This window comes from Ancylomarina subtilis (assembly GCF_004217115.1).
Classification (GTDB): domain Bacteria; phylum Bacteroidota; class Bacteroidia; order Bacteroidales; family Marinifilaceae; genus Ancylomarina; species Ancylomarina subtilis.
In genome coordinates this window covers 766,014-785,267 of the sequence record NZ_SHKN01000001.1, presented here as the reverse complement: position 1 = coordinate 785,267, position 19,254 = coordinate 766,014, and the positions used below count along the sequence as shown (strand labels likewise).

Sequence of the window (19,254 nt, the reverse complement as noted above, 5' to 3'; positions counted from 1 at the left end):
TAAGTAGGGCACTTCGGTGTACCTTCTTGTTTGAAACTTGTGTCCCGTTTACCTTTGACTTACCAAAAGTAAGTTAATCTACTTTGGTAAGCAATAGATGTTTAATAAGTTAATGCAAATAAAATGAATAAAATTTTAATTACAGGTGCTTCTGGTCAATTAGGAAAATCAGTTATTAAGCACTTATTGAATAAGGTGGAAGCTAAAAATTTAGCGGTATTGGTTCGAAATGAAGAGAAAGCCAGTGATTTAAAACCTCTGGGGATTGATGTACGAATTGGCGATTACACCAATTACGAATCTCTTCTTACTGCATTCAAGGGAATCGATAAGCTTTATTTTATCTCTGGTAGTGACTTCGAAGGTCGTTCAAAACAACATGAAAATGTTGTAAATGCTGCAAAGGAAGTCGGTGTAAAGCACGTTGTATACACCAGTTTTATGCGAAAAGATGAAAGCTCAGCTTCCCCTATTTCATTTGTCGTTGCTGATCATATCGAAACGGAAATCTGGTTACAAGAATCCGGAATGAATTATACGTTCTTAAGGCACAATTTATATATGGATATGCTGCCCTTGTTTATGGGTGAAAATGTCTTGAAAACAGGTGTTATTTACCAACCGGCCGGTAATGGGAAGGTGGCTTTTACCCTTCGTGAGGATATGGCAGAAGTTGCCTCACACATTCTTACCAGCAAGGGGCATGAAAACAAAACGTATGATATTACTTCGGATAAGGCCTATTCGTACAATGATATTGCTAGTATCCTGACGGATATTACCGGAAAAACGATTGCTTATTCATCACCATCGGTTGAGGAATTTAATAAAACCATGACCGAAGCAGGTGTGCCTGAGATGTATATTAGCTTATTTGCAGGCTTTGCGCAGGCAATGGAGCAGGGAGAACTTGACCATTGCAACTCGGTAATGGAACAGTTGATTGGGCGAAAAGCGACTTCGATGGCTGATTATTTAAGAGAAGTATATTCATAATTTACAGTAAATAATAATGACCATGGATATAAGTGCGATTGAAAAGCTATCGAAACAAGAGTATACCACATCCATCCTGATCTAAACATTCCTTACCAGGAGCATGCGGCTCAAGATGAAATATTTTATTGCATAAAGGGGGCTGGTTTTGGTATATTAGATAGCAAATAAAGTGGAGTTGAAGGTAGGAGATGTATGATCCAATTAGAATAGACAAGAAAGCCGACTTTTATGAGTCGGCTTTTTCTTTGCCCTAATTTGACAGACTATTTTTAGCTAGAGTTCTTCTATTTGTAAGAGATTGAAATTAATTGTTTTTATGCATAACCATTGTTTTTTTAACTATGTTTGGCGCTCACTTAAAAAACAACAGTAACAAACACTAAAAAAAGAAGTTAATATGAATGGCGTAATTATAAAAAATTCAAGAAATACAGAAAATGCACCGATGTGTACTGTATCAACTCAAAGTGTTGCTTTTTCTCATTACAATAACATTTCAGCTCAATTACCAATCGATCCAAAAACGGGTAAAATTGTAGCTGGTGATATCACAGAGCAAGCTAAGCAGTGCCTGGAAAACATTAAAGCAATTGTAGAAAGTATCGACCATACGATGACTGATGTTGTTAGGATCAATATTTTCCTTAAAAATATCATGGATATTAAGCTTGTTAACCAAGTGTATGCTACATTTTTCCAGAGTTATTTTCCAACACGTACAGTGCTTGCTGTTGCAGCTTTACCTATGGATGATGCTTTGGTACAAATGGATGCCCTGATTTCAAACGGCGAGGGGACACAACCACAAGCTCCTTGCGATTTAGTTAAGCTTGTAAGAAACACAGAAAATGCACCCAAGAGTTCTGTCTCTACACAAACGGTAGCTTTTTCTCATTACAATCATATTTCAGCTCAATTACCTGTCGATCCTAAAACCGGTAATATTGTAGTTGGTGGTGTCAAAGAGCAAGCGGCACAGTGTTTAAAAAATATCAAGGCCATTATGGAAGGGATTGACGTTCCTTTCGACGATATCGTTAAGATCAATATCCACCTTACAAACCTTTCGGATATTGAAGCCGTTAACGAAGCTTACACAACATTTTTCCCGGATTCGTCTATCGCCAGAACTGTAGGTTATATGCCTGCACGCTCAGTTGTTGTAGCCGAAGCTTTGCCTATGCATGCTTTAGTTCAAATTGATGCAACGGTATCGCACGGTGATGGTACACCTCCACAGGTTGTTGAAGACAGACATGGCATTGTGATTAAAGCAAACAATACTGATCATGCTCCAATCTGTTCTCTATCGACACAAACGGTAGCCTTTTCACATTACAACAATATTTCAGCGCAATTACCGGTAGACACTAAAACGGGAAAAATCGTAGCTGGTGGTGCAAAAGAGCAGGCTGCTCAGTGTTTAAATAACATCAAGGCCATTGTGGAAAGCATCAAGCACAATATGGACGATGTGGTTAAAATCAATATTCAACTTAGAAATATCGCAGATCTTGATGCTGTAAACGAAGTTTTCACAACATTCTTCAAAGGCGATCTTCCTGCAAGAACAACAATTGGTGTTTCGGCAATTCCTATGGATGCTTTGGTTCAAATTGATGCCATTCTTTCTAACGCTGAAGGTACACCGCCGGCCAAATAAAGAGATCCTTTTTTATGATTTCATGTCTTAAAAGGCCTTATATCATAACTGGGAAGTATAACATTAGCTTGGGTTTTGCCCAAGCTTTTTTTATATATCTGATTTACATCGTAATGAAGAACGAAGATTTAATTGACCCTGAGTTTTAAGAAGAGGATCAGAACTCAGTGGCTTTTTGAAGGAGATTCATAGGCGTGGAATTGAAAAGAATGCAGCAGTTGATAGAAAAAATAGATACGCTTAGTCATCAAAACCATCATGCTTTGGAGATTGGTTCAGTAATTTGGTGATAATTTTGACTTTTTCTGTATCTTCCATCCGTGTTGTAAATTAAAATAAATCGAGGATGAATACACGAAAATTTAAGATGAATAAACTAATATCCCTTAATCGGTATTTTTTTATCCCCATTGCATTAATCTTATTCTTTTTAACCTTTTATATGATTTATGGAGATATTAAAAGCAATACAATCAATGATTTCAATAAAGAACAACTCATATTAGCCGAAACGGCATCTCAGGGCATTACTTATTTCTTCGATGATTACCAATCCGAACTTGATTTTTTGGCGAAGTTTCAGGAAGTTATCGATTTCTCGGATGAGACTAAAACATTAATGGCAAACTATTATGAAACCCATAAAAGTGTTGTTACAGCTATTACAAGAATCGATACTACAGGTGTCATTCTGTACACTTATCCATATAACCAATCAGCCATAGGGCGGGACATCTCTTATCAAAATCATGTTAAACAAGTTCTTGATAATCAAAAACCTGTTCTGAGTGATGTGTTTATGGCAGCACAAGGATTTTTAGCGATTGCTTTGCATGTTCCTGTGTTTAAAAACAAAATTTTTGTGGGCAGTCTTGCCGTTTTAATCCCAATTGATGGCTTGGGAAAGCTGTATCTTGGAAAAATCAAGAACCGAAAAAACGGACATGCATGGCTACTTAGCGAAAAGGGGATCGAAATATATTGCCCTATAAGCGGGCACACCGGAGAATCCATTCTTGAGACGACTGAGCATGATGATTCCACCCCTAAGGTGCTCGAGAAAATAAAAAATGAGAATAGGGGAACAGGAAAAATTTCCCATCAGGATAGAGATGATAAAACGAATGCCTCTGATTTATATTACGCCTTTTATCGCATTCCACTTGGCAATACCTATTGGACGATTCTGATTTCCTATCAGGAAAAAGATGTTTATGTGGCCCTGTCCAGGCTTCGTAATCGTTTAATATTTGTTTTTTCTTTGCTATTTATAGCCCTCTCATTTTATTTTTATTCGCTGACTAAAGTCAGAAATCTTTTAAGAGAAGAAGCAAAAAGAAAAGAAGCTGAAAAGACATTGCATAAAAGCGAGGAGAAATTTCGGAAGATATTTGATGATCATGCAGCCGTGAAATTTCTTGTAGATCCCAAGACTCATAATATTGTTGATGCGAATAAATCTGCAGCCAACTATTATGGATGGAGCTGTGAAGATTTGAAAAAGATGAAAGTTGGGCAACTCGATGTTCTTTCATCTCAGGAAATTAAGAAGAATATTGAGAGTGTTTTGTTTGAAAATAACAATCAATTCGAATCCAAACATCAATTGAAGGATGGTTCGATAAGGGATGTTGAAATATTATGCAGTAAAATTAGAATCGATAACAATGACGTGTTACATTCAATTATCCATGACGTAACCAATCGTAAAAGTGCAGAAGCATCACTTCAAGAAAAAACGGATAAAATAGAATCACAGAATATAAAGTACCAGCAGATTAATGAAGAACTGAATGAAAGGAATCAAGAATTAATTATAGCCAAGGAAAAAGCCGAAGAAAGCGACCATCTTAAAACAGCATTCCTTCACAATATTTCGCACGAAATACGTACACCCATGAATGCCATTGTGGGCTTTTCAGGTTTACTTAACGACCCCGATTTACCTCCTGAAGAGAGTCAATATTTCACCGATTTGATCATACAAAGCAGCGAGCAATTGCTTTCTATTATCACCGATATAATAAGCATTGCCTCTATTGAGGCCGGACAGGAAAAAGTTCAGGAAACGGAAATCAACATCAATTTAATCTGTAAACTCATAAACGAACAATTCTTTACGAACGACACAAATCCCGATGTTAGCTTTTGTTTACAAACCCCTTTAGCCGACGAACAAGCACTTGTTGTTACCGATTCAACCAAACTCACACAAATACTAACGAATCTTGTGGGCAACGCCCTCAAATTTACCCAGAAAGGTTTTGTTAATTTTGGATACACATTAAAAGACAACTTTTTGGAATTTTATATAGAGGATTCCGGAATAGGCATACCTGCCGAAATGCACGCCGAGATATTTAAACGCTTTCGTCAGGTCGAATCGACTTCAGCCCGAACATACGGCGGTTCAGGTTTGGGCTTGGCTATCTCAAAAGCTTATGTCGAGATGCTTGGTGGGCATATTTGGCTAAAGTCCGAAGTAGATAAAGGTTCGGTATTCTATTTTACCCTTCCTTACAAAACGGTAAATTCGAAAGCGATACCTAAGCTCCCTCTTAATGAGGTGAAGTCTGAATTTACAAAGCCCAAAACGGTTTTAATTGCCGAGGATGAAGATTCTAATTTTGTCTTATTAGAAAAATTCTTTTTAGACATGAAAGTGAATATTATCAGGGCTATAAATGGTGTAGAAGCTGTTGCAATTTGCAAATCGAACCCACAGGTCGATTTGATACTGATGGATATAAAAATGCCTGAGATGGATGGCTACGAAGCAACAGAACGCATAAAAGAGTTTAGACCGAATTTATCCATAATAGCCCAAACCGCATATTCAACCGAAGCAGATAGAAACAAAGCTTTTGCCTGTGGCTGTTCCGATTTTATTAGTAAACCTTTTGATAGAGAATTGTTCCGATCTAAAATAAACGAACAGTTGCTGCAATAGATTTTTCAAGCCTTAAATTTCAAAACAAAGCCGACTTTTGCGAGTCGGCTTTTTGTTTGTTATAGAGGGCTGTTAGCTTTTAACCAGAATACCTAAAACTTCCAGGCGCTGTGGGGTATCGTAAAGGGCAACTTTTGCTAAGGTGTCAAACTCATCCATCCAATCACTTAAATTGTGAAGTGCGGTATTTTTCGATACGGTAGCAGCTTGAGATTCTCCCATCTCGCGATCGAATTCGGCGCGCAAACCCAGTAGGGTATCCAGTTCTGCCAGGCAAGCCGTCGCAATTTCAGGAGTGAGTTTAATCATTGCCAGTTTAGTCTGAATAGCAGTGTCTGTTTTAATAGTTGTATAGAACAACTTGACCTTGTCGAAGAATTCGTTGTACTTGGTCGGGAATCGACCTTTAACCCCCAATTGTATGAGTATATCCGGGTCTCTCTTACACAGAATCTGACTTAAGTCACGATGTCTTTTAAACTTCATTTCCAACTCCCCGTAGGCAGTATGGTAGGCATTCGATACCAGGCGAGTCTCCGACTCTTCTTGCTTATTAAGCTCCCAATTCTCTTTAGCCAGATTATAAATTTGCCATCCCTCAGTAAATTTGGCATCATCAACACCGAATTCGGCCAGGGCCGCTTTAACTTTAGGCTGTGTTTCTGCATTGGTCAATGCAATACGGACACGTTCTAAAAAAAAATGATTCTGATCGATTTGTTACCATTTCTTTTGATTTTTAAAGATGATAAAATAGTTTAGGTTTAACTCAACCGAGATTTAAATTACTTATTTAGAATGATAAAATGAAATTTTAAACAAACATAAGTTTGTGAATTAAAGAAGATAGATCGTTGTTTATCTTTCTTTTATGGTAAAACAGTCGGGTATAGCTTAGGATGGATAAAGTCTTCGGTAGAATTGATTAAGTGACTGGTAAAATCCATTCCCTGAAGGTAGAATCGACAGTTTTCGTGGTAGAATTGGCATATTGGGCGGTAAAATCGATGTTTTGCTGCTCATAGTGGTTTCCCTGAGGGTAAAGTCGTTGATGTAGGTGGTAGGTTGCACTCTGCAAGGGTGAAACAGACAGTGTGAAATGTCCTATTACGTGCTGATAGCTTCAATCAGCTGGTTTATTTGTTCCTGTTTTTATGCTTTATTTATGTAGAGCCATTCTGATTTAATTTTGATTAATAGTTTTGTTCTTCTTTAATTGAAATTATGTCTATTTTTATTATGCTTTGAAAAAGAGCTGTGGTTTGCCTGTCATATGGGTAATAGCATCACTTTTAAATAAGTTATTGGAGAAATAATAAGCTTTTACTTGTTATAAACGAGTTGGCTGCAAGCTAAAGAAACTAATTACGTAATTAGAAAAAATAGATTATGGAAACAAGACAACCTGGAAAAGATGAGTATAATAAATTGTTAGAAATAAATGAAGATCATTTTAATGATTTGAAAAGCAAAGACATAAAGCCTTCTAAGTTACAAGAAACATTTGTCGCCTTTGCAAACGCTGACGGAGGCGAAATCTGGATTGGGGTAGAAGATCCAAAAATAGAAAAAGGAAGATTAAAAGGATTTCAAACAAAAGAAGAAGCAAATGATATTCTACATACCGTACTTGAATTAACAGAACCAGCCGTAGAAAATGTGGATGTGGAGTTTATAGATTTTAATGATCAGGGATTTGTTCTACACTTAAATATTCCCAAAAGTTCCAAAGTTCATTATTGCTCTAATGGTGATTGTTTTTTGAGAATAAATGCACGGAAAGAAAAGATTAAAGGAGATAGAATTACTCAATTGGGATATGCAAAGGGTGCTTTAGTTTATGAAAAGCAACCTATTGATATTTTAGAAGTGGATGAATATGAATACAATGAAATTCTTTTCGAGTACATGGTGCGCGTTAAATCGAATTTGGATGTTCCAATTTTTCTTAAAAAACAAAGATTATTAAGCCTCCGTGAAAAAGAGCTAAAACCTAATGTAGCGTGTGCCTTATTATTTGAAGAAGAACCTCAGGCGACATTAGATACTCGATGTGCCATAAAAGTATATCGCCTTTTGACAAGCGATGATTCATATAAAAGGGAACAATTAAAGGAAGCTCCTAGAACAATAAATGGGCCAATAGAAAGTCAAATATATGAGGCTATTAAGTTAGTACATGAATTATTAAAGGATACATCTATCACAGTTAACGGGGGATTGGAAAAACTAATTTATCCAAGCAAAGCAATTCATGAAATTTTAGTTAATGCCGTAATCCATCGTGATTATAGCTTAAATGATGATATACATATTAGAATATTTGATAATAGAATTGAAGTTATAAGTCCTGGGAAACTACCAGGATATATTACTTTAAATAATATATATGACGAACGTTTTTCGAGAAATCCTAATATAGTTAGGCTTTTGCATAATCTGCCTGACCCAGTAAATCATGATATTGGTGAAGGTCTCGATACCGTTAAAAATGAGATGAAAAAGGCAGGGTTGATAGATCCAATTATCGAAGAATTGGATAATTCAGTAAAAATTACAATTCAGCATAAAAAGCTAGCATCTTTGGAAGATATAATTCTAAATTATCTTTCAGAGGATTCTAAGAATAGAACAATAACGAATCGATTAGTGAGAGAGTTAAGTGGTGAAGATGATGTTAATAAAATTAAGAAGGCATTCCAGAAATTAAGAAAATTAGAGAAAATTGAACCGGTAGATGAAAATGCAACTGCTTTTAATTATTCTTATAGGATGATTGATAAAACATGATTGTAATCTGCTAGGATTAGCAGATTACAAAAAATATACACCGCTAGCGCTAGCTTGTAGCTCGTGTTCTGCATAGCAGAAATTAAAGCATAACGTATCCTCGCTACCACACGATACAATCGTGCGGCAGCGGGGGCTTTTTTTGAAACCCGATAGGTTTACTTACATCTTGTAAATTAACCTGTCGGGTTTGTTTAGGATAATTAAGAATAAAATTTTAATATGAAAAAACAGAATAAGAGAATGAGTTGGCTGGTGTTGATGACACTTGCTTTTATTTTTTCGTTTCAGCAACAGGCTTTGGCTCAAGACCAAGTTGTGAGCTTGGCTAATGGGAGAAAGATTGTTGTGCATCCTAACAAAACATGGGAGTATTTTAAGGGCGTCAGCTACGATTTTGATTTTTCAAAATTGGGAAACAATCAGATCCCAAATTTTTTACGAAGTGGTGTTAGCGTTGATAAGCAAACTTTGGTGGTTGCAGTTAAAATGTATTTGCAAGGCTGGCGTTATACCATGCCCAGTCCTAAAAGTTCTCAGGCCTATTGGGGAAATCATGATGGAAGAACAACTTGGTGGAAGGGCTATTGGTATAATAATAAAACAGGTAAATATTCAAGACAGAGACCTATGGAGCAATCTGATGGGTATTTTTACGGGGATCAGCAAAACGATAAAGACTATTGGCGAAATGGTGGAAGCCCAAGTCGGCCATCAAAAATAGATTGGTTGTTGTCCTCTTCAGGAGGGACAAAACCTAATTAAGTGTTATTTGGTTTTATTGAATGAAATCTGAAGAATTAATGCAAATAGCAAAACAGCTTTCCCGCTAGCGCAAGCTTGTAGCTTGTGCTTTGCGAATGCAAACCCTTTCTAACGCACGAAACGAAGTTCGACGAAGTCAATTTATCGTGTGGGTGGTCATAAAACTAATCCGTTTCAGTTTTACCTGTACAGCTTAGTGATTACACCGCGTTCCTTAAATCTCTTTATTCAATTAATTTCCTGATATAGGCTTCCATTCGCTTAAAATGGGAGCCTTCCCAATACAGCTTATCGCAAAGCGGGCAATAATAAAAGACTTTAAAATTATTGCTTATCTCTTTGTCCACTTTATCTTGAATTTCCGCCTTGTCAGCTTTTATAAGAGGCGTGTTGCATGTCATGCAGCGCGTAAAGGAGCGGAACTGACTTTTCAGATCAAATTTGTTTACGACCTCTCTAAGTTGTTCATGCTTTTCGATGGATCTAACAAAATAGCCATGACTGACCTCTTTCGATCTCAGTAAGGGTTTATCTCGTGTGAGGATAATGCGTCTTTCTTTTTTGGCAACGGCAATAATTTCTTTGTCGTGTATATCTGCTCTGTAAAGGGTGTCGAATCCAAGCATTCTCAGGTATTTGGCCAGTTTACCCAAATGGGCATCCACAACAAAAAGAGTGTTGCGTAAGGCTGATTTTCGCACTTTGGTGATCGTTGAAATATCGATGCTTTCAAAAACCGGAAAGACAGAGATGTAGTCACCTTCCTTCAGTTTGTGATTGAAACCAACAGACAGATCATTCACGCGTATCAAGTCGACCTCAGATAGAGGAATGCCTAGCGATTCGATGGTCTCGCGAACGGAAATAGGTGTTTTGAAAGCCTGTACAAAGGCTTTTTGTTTCCGATGGGGCGGCAGAAAATCGTTTAGCTCGGCATAAAAACGGAATGTCATTTCCTTTTTAATGCCCTTGTTGTTTTCTGTTGGCGTTTTTTTATTCATTCCTTTCGTCCTTCTGACATATTTAAACTGTAGTCTGTTTGGGCTGGCTGCAAGCTGAGGCTTTATAAAGATACGACTATTCGTTTTGACTTAATCGATCGGGAACGGCAGATGATGGTCAGAAGTAATATGATGAAATTTCTCTTGATGACTGTGATATTTTGCAGAGCTTGAATTTATCTGGTGAATTCAATTAAAAATGTATTTCAGATAAATGCTTTCTCAATAATTTTGGTTATTATTAAGAATAATACCAAATAACGAAATTGAAGCATGGCAAGATCACACGGCGCAGATACATCGAATGTACCCAAAGGGAAAATAAATAAATCAGGCATCAAATCAGCCTTAAGGTTATACAAGTACATTAAACCCTACCGAGGGCAATACTTTTTAGGTGTTTTTTTTCTATTGGGATCGAGTTTAGCCAGCCTGGCTTTTCCCAAGCTTCTTGGCGATTTGGTAAACACGGGCAATAGCACAACTCTTGGGCAGAGTCTGAATCAAACGGCTATTCTGATTGCGCTTGTTTTAGTTCTTCAAGCCACTTTTGCTTATTTCCGTATCGTCCTATTTGTAAATGTCACCGAAAAATCTTTAGCAGCTTTGCGACAGGCCACCTACCGTCATCTAATCAAACTGCCTTTGCAGTTTTTCGAACGCAGGCGAGTGGGGGAGCTCAACAGCAGAATATCAGCTGATGTGATTCTCCTTCAGGATACGATGACAACGACTCTGGCCGATTTTATCCGTCAGATTATTGTAATCACGGGTGGGATTATCCTCTTGGGTATTATATCGATAAAATTAACGGCTTTTATGCTGATCACTTTGCCACCCACCATGATTGCAGCACGATTTTTTGGTAAGTTCATTCGGAAATTCTCTAAGGATGTTCAAACCAAACTGGCCGATTCAAACACCATTATCGAAGAGACCTTGCAGGGTATTCAATCTGTAAAAGCCTTTACCAACGAATATGTTGAAATTGCCCGTTACAAAAAGAAAACCCTCGAAATTGCCGATCTAGGCATGACGAGAGGCAAGTATCGCGGGGCCTTTACCTCTTTTATTATTCTGGGTTTGTTTGGGGCCATTGCTGCCATGGTGTGGCAAGGCTCCCGTTTACTGCAAGCAGGAGAGATGCAGGCCGGCGATCTGTTTTCCTTTGTGATTTATTCCGTTTTTGTAGGGGGAACCATCAGTGGATTGGCTACAGTGTATGCTAACATTCAGAAATTTATTGGTGCTACCGAAGATTTGTTTAAAATCTATGATGAAACACCTGAAGATATTCAGAATATCAGCGAGATTGACCCCATATATAGAATGCAGGGGAAAATTAGCCTGAAGGATTTGAATTTTGCTTATCCTTCGAGAAGAGAGCAAGCGGTTCTGAATCATATTAATCTGGAGATTGAGAGCAATAAGATGATTGCCCTTGTTGGCCATAGCGGGGCAGGGAAAAGTACCTTGGCATCCCTTCTGTTGATGTTACATCGTCCACCCCAAAACAGCTTATTCTTCGATCAGCTTGATAGTTACGACTATCCGCTATCCGCATTAAGAAGTCAGATTTCTCTGGTTCCTCAGGATATCTTTTTGTTTGGAGGAAGTATCAGTGAAAACATTGCCTATGGAAAACCCGGCGCCTCTGAGGAGGAAATCTATCAGGCTGCGAAAAAGGCCAATGCGTTGGAGTTTATCGATCGTTTCCCTGAGAGGTTTGACACCATAGTCGGTGAGCGAGGCACTCAGCTTTCGGGGGGGCAGCGCCAACGTATTGCTATTGCACGTGCCATTTTAAAAGATCCTAAAATTCTAATTCTGGATGAAGCCACATCTTCTCTCGATTCTGAATCGGAGCAACTGGTTCAGGAAGCCCTGGAGAAACTAATGAAAGGGAGAACTTCCATTGTAATTGCGCACCGCTTGTCTACGGTTAGAAATGCGGATGAGATTATCGTTATGGAGCAAGGTGAGATCGTCGAACAGGGCACACACGATACGCTGATGATGATTCCGGATGGAAAATACAGCAAACTAATTCAACTGCAATATGCCACTTAAGTGATGATTAAATGCCGGATGTGATTTGGATCATATTCATGATTGAGAAAAAGGTTTTAGATTTGATGAGAGTTTCTAATGGAGATTAAATAAAAATAAGAAGATGAATTATCAAAATGAATCATTACCCAAATCGGCAGTCAAAGTTGGCAGTACGCCATCAATGACAGAAATAACCGTTAAAGAAGCGATCCTGAAATCGCATTTAGCACCCAAAGGAAAAATAGGTTTATTGGTGGTTGAAAAAGGACACTGTCAATATGTATGGGAAGATGAAGATGGACCGGCACTCGATGCTGATCCGGAACATCCAATCGTTATTTATCCCGAACGATACCATCATGTTGTCATAACAGGACCAGTTACTTTTAGAGTCGAATTTTATACACTTATTGGTGGTGTGATTGATGTCAAACATCCTGAGGAAAATAAAAGGCCAGGAGAGCAATTTCTTAAGAAATAGGAAACTGTTTTCGTCTTTTTTACGAATAAACCTGTTGAAATTTCCAGTTCCGGAAACAATTTATCTATCTATAAATCCAGAAAACCGACTTTTGCAAGTCGGTTTTTTTTGGTGTTAGTATGTCTAAATATGTTAATTGGTGTAAAATCAGAATCATGAGGAGATTCTGTCTTTGTTTTTTAGGTGAAATAAACTTTCTTTGCGTCCCTTTTCAAAATATAATGCCAGTGAATTGCTAAATAGAATAGTCGTTGTTTAGTAATTACTGCTGAAAAAATGAAACTATTGTACGTGTTGGTATTGTTTAGATTGTCCTTAAGATGTTGTAAATATAAATAAAGAATTATGCGAGTGAGATTGATGTTTGTATGGCTAATGGTAATGGCCTTGGTTTTGGTTTTGAGTTGTAGCAAGGATGGAACAAGTCCTGAAGCGGAAATTAAATTAAATCCAACTAACTTTTATGTTTCAGTGAAGGGGATGAGTTATGATTTTGCTGAAATTCAATGGACAGCATCACTTATTTCTGATAACTCGAAGATTGTATACGATGTTTATCTGAATGATGAGTTGAAGGGCAAGGATTTGGAAAAATTAAGCTATCGATTTGAAGATCTGGAAGCAGTAACCACATATAGTTTAGAGGTGATTGCCAAAAGTACTTATGAAACACAAGTAGTCGTTTCACAAACAATAAAGACAAAAGACACACCTTCTCCGGGAGCTATTCATCTAAAAATGGATGAATTAACAACCGATAAAATAAAAGTTTCATGGGAGAATTCTGATCCAACTCAAACTTTGTCTTATGCAATCTATTTGGATGATGTGTTAAAAGCCGAAAATTTAGCTGTTGCGACTTATACCTTTTCCGAATTGGAAGGAAATAAACTCTATCATATAAAACTGATTGGTAAAAATGAGTTTAATAAAACTGTTGAAAGTACGCTTGATCTTACGACAAATGATTATGCAGATCCCAGTGATTTTACCCTTTCGGTGGAAAGTGTGACACATGACGGAGCGAAAATCGTTTGGGGATCATCAGAATCTGAAAAGTTGACTTATAGGGTTCTGTTGAATGCTGTAGAGAAAGGCAATGGACTTGAGGTTTTTGAATATGAATTCAAATCCTTGAGTTTTAATACGCGATATACTGCAACTGTAGAAGCAACGAATGAACATGGTAAAACAAAGAGAAAGCTCATTGAATTTACAACCTTGGATGCTGAAGGACCTGCCGATTTTAGGGTTTTCGTTGAGGATATCAGTTATGAATCAGCATTGGTTCGTTGGGAAACAACAGGCGATAAAAACGAGGTGCTTAGCTACAAGGTATTTGTCAATGGTTTTTTTAAGGGAGAAGCTTTCAACGACAATCAGGTTTTACTCGACCGATTGGAAGCAGGAAAGCTTTATCAGCTAAAGATAGAGGCTAAAAATGCGTATAGTAAAACTCTTGAAAAGACCTCTGAGTTTACGACTCTTGTTGCTCCAAGTTTATCTGAATTTACAATCAGTTCTCAGGATATAAAACAAACTTCTGCTCTTTTAACTTGGACCGAATGTGTCGCAAGTGATGGCAGTAAGGTAACCTACAATGTTTACCTTGAAAATGGAGTGCTTGTTAAAAAAGGATTGGTAGAACGAAAATATTTGGCGAGTGGCTTGAAGGCAGGAGAGTCGTATACCTTCAAGATTGAAGCCCGAAGTGAGAGTGTGATATTTCCAAGCACGCAAACAGTTTCATTTACGACTAAAGAATATGAAGTGCCGGGTGAATTTGAATTGCAGATACAGGATGTTACAGAAACGCAGGCAAAGCTTGTTTGGACGAATTCGGAATTGCCATCAGGAGGTGAGATTGCTTACGAGGTTTATTTAAATGGGATTGCTTATAGTTACGATGCAAGGGGAAACGAGTTTACTTTTAAAAATTTGGAACCGGAGACGGATTATACCGCAAAGCTTGTGGCTAAATCACAAAATGATACGAAAAAAGAGAAGACGATTCCTTTTAAGACAAAAGCTGCAGCGATTCCTGAAGTGAAACTTAATGTCACAAATATAGGTCATCGATCGTTTGAATTAAACTGGAGTCTCACCGAGAGACCTTTTTATGATACTTATGAGCTTTTTCTGGATGATCAGTTAATAAAGTCAGGGCACTTTTTAACTTACACCTTTAATGGATTACAATCGAACACAAGCTATAAAGTAAGAGTTGTTGGGAAACGCGATGGAAAGACCTATTATAAAGAGTTGGATGTTAAAACGCTTCAATATATGGAATTCATAGATTTTGAAATGAAGATTGATCCCAAGACATATAACAAGGTTGTGATTGATTTAAATGATTTCTATCAGAAGAATACTGGCAATAATGAGATTGATGATGTGACTTTTGAGGCTCGTTTGAATGGCGTAACAGAAGTTTGGGGAAAAGGTGTGACAACCAAAGTTTTAACTCAACTGACAGAACAAACGCATTACGATTTGCAATTGACTATAAAATATGCGGACGGAAGTGTCGCTTTGGAAAAAAACACTGATTTTACAAGTCCGGTTAATCAGGCTCCGGTTTGGAATAGCGATTTGAGAATAAAACAAATCGGTTTTAGCTTTTTAGAGTTAGAGAATAATTTTGCCACTGATGCCGAAACTACCGATTTGGTTTACACCTACTATGTAAATGGAACGGCTCTTCAGAGGAACATTAACTATGGCGGAAATACAAGAGGAACGGGGCAGATTGATAGTGATGTGAATACAAACGATAATTCAATTTTATTAACACACCTAGAGTCGGATACAGAATATAGCTTTTATATTGAAGCCAAGGATCCTCTGGGAAAAGTAGGCCGTAGCAATACCATTCAGTTTAGAACAGCTGTTGATGCCAAGCAAACGTTTAATATCATGGCTGCTATCGATAGAGACTTAAAACAAGTTGGTCCTACCTGGGCTAAGATGGGCAAAATTTCTTCAATGGAAGAGATTCGTATCAATTGGGTTGTTGATGGTGTTAAGATGCCCCGTGGACAGTATATTTCTCCTTCAAAAGTCATCGAAAAAGATGGGAAACAGTCTTTAGTTCTAGATTATAGCCCTTTCTTGAAGGATCATCCGGATACAGCTTTAAGTTTTACAGTTTCAATTGAATGGATTGATAAGGAAGCCTTAGAACGATCAGAATCAACTCTGATTGTGATACAAGAATAAAATTTAATTTGAATTCAATAAAAAAATCCCGGTCTATTATTAGATCGGGATTTATTTATGGATATAAATAGAATTGTGGGGGATTTTTTTTTGTAACAGAGCTTAAATTACGATTCGATATCACTGACTATACCCATAAACACTGGACTTAGATAGGTTTAAAAGGGGGCTGTTTGAATCGTGATTTAATAGTATAAGAATTTTGAAAGTTTAAGTTGTAACGGAGTCTTTTTTTTAGGTAAATGATTGATAATTAAGTGAGTGATTTAAATTTGAGTTGTTTTGTAAATATTTATGTTTTAACTTGTGTATTGTATCTAAAAAATAGATAGTCGATTAATTTTTTATGTAGAAGTATCTATTATTGATTTAATATTCAATATTTATGTGACCAATTGAATAGATTGGTCATTTTTCTCTCATTTACGATATTGTAAATATGTTTAGTTGATAAATTTTTAATTTCAAATAATTGGATATGGAATATTATTTGAACACAAATTATTTGACAGAGATAGCAGATAATTGTTTTGATAAGTTGAGCCTTCTTAAAGGTGTTGGTAAAAAACGATTGGGTAGAACAAATGATCCAAAGATCAAAATTTACAGTTTTAAAAGTTTTAATTCAAATTCTTTTTTCTCTGCTTTGGGATCAGGTTCTATAGTTGAAATCCAAGGTGAGTTTTTGGAACTGGATAGTACAGATACATATCAGGGTATATTTCTTCTCAAAGAAGACGGTTCCGAATACAGGGTTTCTTTATATATAAGCAACACGCTTAATAGGCAGGTTTTCCAAATTCCTGTTGACTTAGAATCAGGTCGATATAAGTTAGAATTAAGAGCCTTGAATAAAAGTAACAAAACGTTGTGTCGGGCGAAGTTAAAAAAAACCTTAAAAATCGTTTAATGAGTGAAGCCAGCATTGCTGGCTTTCTTTTTATGTGGGTTTTTCGCAGGGAAGAGGACTGTGATACAGGAGATAAGTCCTCGATGATGGTTTTGAGGCAATAACTTAAAAAGTCTTGTCGTTTTAAATAATTTTACAAATTAGAGAAAAATAGATAATAAAACAGAAGGTGTTGCCCACTAGCAACACCTTCTGTTTTATTATTTATTTTGATGATTCATTTAGTTCATTGTAGTACTGAACCAGTTTAATAAAATCCTCTTTCATTTTTATATTAATTTTCTCTTTTTTATAAAACTTCTGTATGTCATTATTATTGTTTGAGAGTTGAACAATCAAATGTTTTTTCTTTGTTATTTGCATGATTGGTTCATCTTTAAGTTGAATAAAAAACATACCCTTGGCATTAACAAATTTTGCGGGTTTGGGTTCCTGGTATGCATTTCCTTGTACTGCCGGATTTAGACTTACTTTGTGTCTGTAATAGAGGCAACAATCACCTTGCGTCAATTGTTCCAAATAACCAAATTTAGGGTGCCCCTTAATAAGGTATTGGCTTAATTTAAATGTTTTTTCACCAATTATGACTTTACTCGTGAAATTTCTACTAGGCACAATCTTTATAATGTCCTTTTTTAAGAATTCGACACGGTCATTGTAGATATTGTACCTTAATTTCAGATTATCGAATATAGAACTATCTTTTTTTATAAGACTTCCTGTCTGAAATTCTTTATCAAGATATGGACTTCCTTCGTAACGGTTGTATGCGTAACGGTCTACATTGGCATCGTTCTCTTCCGCGGTTTTAAAGAAGGATTGAACTTCGGCTAGTTGTTTTTGTAGTAATGCCTCTTGACCTGTTTTTCCTTCGGGATTATAGGTTTGGGCTGTTGCAGCAAAATTGCAAAGCAAAATGATAAAGAAGAATAATTTTGTTTTCATAGGATTAAAATTAATACTGCGTTAGTGTTAGTGAAATAATTGAAAATACTGACTATTATCCTGTAGGATAGCTATTAATGTGTTTAGGGTTCCAGTAATATATAACATCATAAGTTGTAATTATGACAAGAATTATGCTACTTAGATCTCTTATACTTGCAAATGTTTTGGTCGTTACTGAGTGTACTAAAAGTCTGTGTTAAGTTTTATTTGTGTTTTATCGCAATGAATTTGTTGTATTTGTTCTGTACGAACAAATGTAATTATCTATAAGTAATGTTTGATGTTAAATATAGTGTTTTTTTATTAAAGTAATAATAATAAATATGTTATTCTTATATGGTGCGAGTCCTATATGCGCAGAGGTTATATTTGATCTTGAGGAGCAATAAAAAACACCTGATATTTTATCTTGTGAATAACAATTAGTAAGTCGCAAGCTGCTTTGGAGTGATTCGTGTATTAAAGGAAGAGAGATAACAAACTCTTGTATTGATAAACATTATCGAACTCGTGAGCTAGTTAATATCTTTTAAAATCAGCAAAAATGAGCCAAACTGATATGAGGCTATATGGTTGGATAAGCAACACACCATCTCAACGTCCTAATTTTTTAAGAGAACGATTGAAGCTAAGGATCCTCTGGGAAAAGTAGGACGAAGCAATATCATACAGTTTAGAACATCAATTTACGCTAGACCAGAGTTTAATATTTTAGCTGCCATAGATAGAAACCTTAAAAAAAGTTGGACCCCGTTGGGCAAAAATTAGGGAAATTTCTTCTGTGAAAGAAATTCATATCAATTGGATTGTGTATGGTGTTAAAATGCCACGTGGGCAGTATATTGCTCCTTCCTTGATTGCTCATTTTCTCTCATTTATTTTTTATAAATAAGTTTATTGACAGTATTTTTTTAATTTCAAATAATAGGATATGGAATATTGTTTGAATACTGATTATTTGCAGGAAATAGCAGATAATTGTTTGGATAAATTACATCACCTAAAGAGTGATAGTAAAGAAAATAATAGAATAACTGATGATCTAAAGATTAAAATCAGTAGTTTCAAAAAGTATGGTACAAATTCTCTTTTTTCAGCTTTAGGTTCTGGTTCTATCGTTGAACTCCGGGGTAAGTCCTTAAAATTTGATAGCACTGATAACTATCAGGGGATATTTCTTCTTAAAGAAGGAGGTTCAGAATACAGGGTTTCAGTATATATAACGAATAGGCCCAGTAGACAGATTTTTCAAATTCCTGAGAACATAGATTCTGGTCGATATAAGTTGGAATTACGGACTTTGCATAGAGGTAATAAAGCCTTACGCCGGGCTAAGTTAAAGGAATTATTAAATATAGTTTTAAAATAAAAGTCAGCTAAGCTGGCTTTTTTTATGATTGCTTTATTTTAAATAAAAATTCTTGCTTGTTGTTTTTTTATGTAAATTTGATAGTGTTCTTGAAAATTGAATCA

At 36.3% G+C, this 19,254-nt stretch carries 13 protein-coding genes; 10 read left to right on the top strand and 3 right to left on the bottom strand.

What is annotated here, in order from left to right; translation table 11 throughout:
- The first annotated feature begins 123 nt into the window (after positions 1-123).
- The 3 genes from EV201_RS03265 (at position 124) to EV201_RS03255 (ending at position 5,612) form a co-directional block, all read left to right on the top strand.
- Positions 124-996, top strand: a complete 873-nt coding sequence (locus EV201_RS03265) for an SDR family oxidoreductase (protein ID WP_130305966.1) — start codon at positions 124-126, stop codon at positions 994-996.
- A gap of 400 nt (positions 997-1,396) precedes the next feature.
- Entirely contained in the window at positions 1,397-2,662 is a 1,266-nt protein-coding gene (locus EV201_RS03260; protein ID WP_130305965.1) for a RidA family protein, read from the top strand.
- 346 nt (positions 2,663-3,008) lie between these two features.
- The gene (locus tag EV201_RS03255; protein WP_130305964.1) at positions 3,009-5,612 is read left to right on the top strand and encodes an ATP-binding protein; all 2,604 of its coding nucleotides are present in this window, start codon (positions 3,009-3,011) and stop codon (positions 5,610-5,612) included.
- Between the two features lie 72 nt (positions 5,613-5,684).
- On the opposite strand, the gene EV201_RS03250 is transcribed toward EV201_RS03255, so the two are convergent.
- Positions 5,685-6,329 (bottom strand): PQLLE family protein, encoded by a 645-nt coding sequence (locus EV201_RS03250; protein WP_479722810.1) that lies wholly within the window; start codon positions 6,327-6,329, stop codon positions 5,685-5,687.
- Positions 6,330-7,001: 672 nt separating this feature from the next.
- Here EV201_RS03250 and EV201_RS03245 point away from each other — a divergent pair.
- Positions 7,002-8,402: an ATP-binding protein gene (locus EV201_RS03245; protein WP_130305962.1), complete on the top strand. Its 1,401-nt coding sequence runs from the start codon at positions 7,002-7,004 to the stop codon at positions 8,400-8,402.
- 222 nt (positions 8,403-8,624) lie between these two features.
- Entirely contained in the window at positions 8,625-9,167 is a 543-nt protein-coding gene (locus EV201_RS03240) for a hypothetical protein (protein WP_130305961.1), read from the top strand.
- 224 nt (positions 9,168-9,391) lie between these two features.
- On the opposite strand, the gene EV201_RS03235 is transcribed toward EV201_RS03240, so the two are convergent.
- Positions 9,392-10,168, bottom strand: coding sequence for a Mut7-C RNAse domain-containing protein (locus tag EV201_RS03235; protein ID WP_130305960.1), 777 nt, complete (start codon positions 10,166-10,168; stop codon positions 9,392-9,394).
- A gap of 273 nt (positions 10,169-10,441) precedes the next feature.
- On the opposite strand from EV201_RS03235, the gene EV201_RS03230 reads away from it, so the two are divergent.
- The 4 genes from EV201_RS03230 (at position 10,442) to EV201_RS03215 (ending at position 16,833) form a co-directional block, all read left to right on the top strand.
- Positions 10,442-12,238 (top strand): ABC transporter ATP-binding protein, encoded by a 1,797-nt coding sequence (locus EV201_RS03230; protein WP_130305959.1) that lies wholly within the window; start codon positions 10,442-10,444, stop codon positions 12,236-12,238.
- Between the two features lie 103 nt (positions 12,239-12,341).
- Positions 12,342-12,701: a TehB-like domain-containing protein gene (locus EV201_RS03225; RefSeq protein WP_130305958.1), complete on the top strand. Its 360-nt coding sequence runs from the start codon at positions 12,342-12,344 to the stop codon at positions 12,699-12,701.
- A 345-nt stretch (positions 12,702-13,046) separates the two neighbouring features.
- Complete coding sequence (locus tag EV201_RS16530; protein ID WP_242610450.1) at positions 13,047-15,923, top strand: fibronectin type III domain-containing protein; 2,877 nt, start codon at positions 13,047-13,049, stop codon at positions 15,921-15,923.
- Positions 15,924-16,401: 478 nt separating this feature from the next.
- A complete protein-coding gene (locus EV201_RS03215; RefSeq protein WP_130305957.1) occupies positions 16,402-16,833 on the top strand; it encodes a DUF4469 domain-containing protein in 432 nt (143 codons plus the stop codon).
- A 204-nt stretch (positions 16,834-17,037) separates the two neighbouring features.
- Here EV201_RS03215 and EV201_RS03210 read toward each other — a convergent pair whose 3' ends face one another.
- Positions 17,038-17,778, bottom strand: a complete 741-nt coding sequence (locus EV201_RS03210) for a hypothetical protein (RefSeq protein WP_130305956.1) — start codon at positions 17,776-17,778, stop codon at positions 17,038-17,040.
- A gap of 934 nt (positions 17,779-18,712) precedes the next feature.
- Here EV201_RS03210 and EV201_RS03205 point away from each other — a divergent pair.
- Complete coding sequence (locus tag EV201_RS03205) at positions 18,713-19,150, top strand: DUF4469 domain-containing protein (RefSeq protein ID WP_130305955.1); 438 nt, start codon at positions 18,713-18,715, stop codon at positions 19,148-19,150.
- Positions 19,151-19,254: the final 104 nt, after the last annotated feature.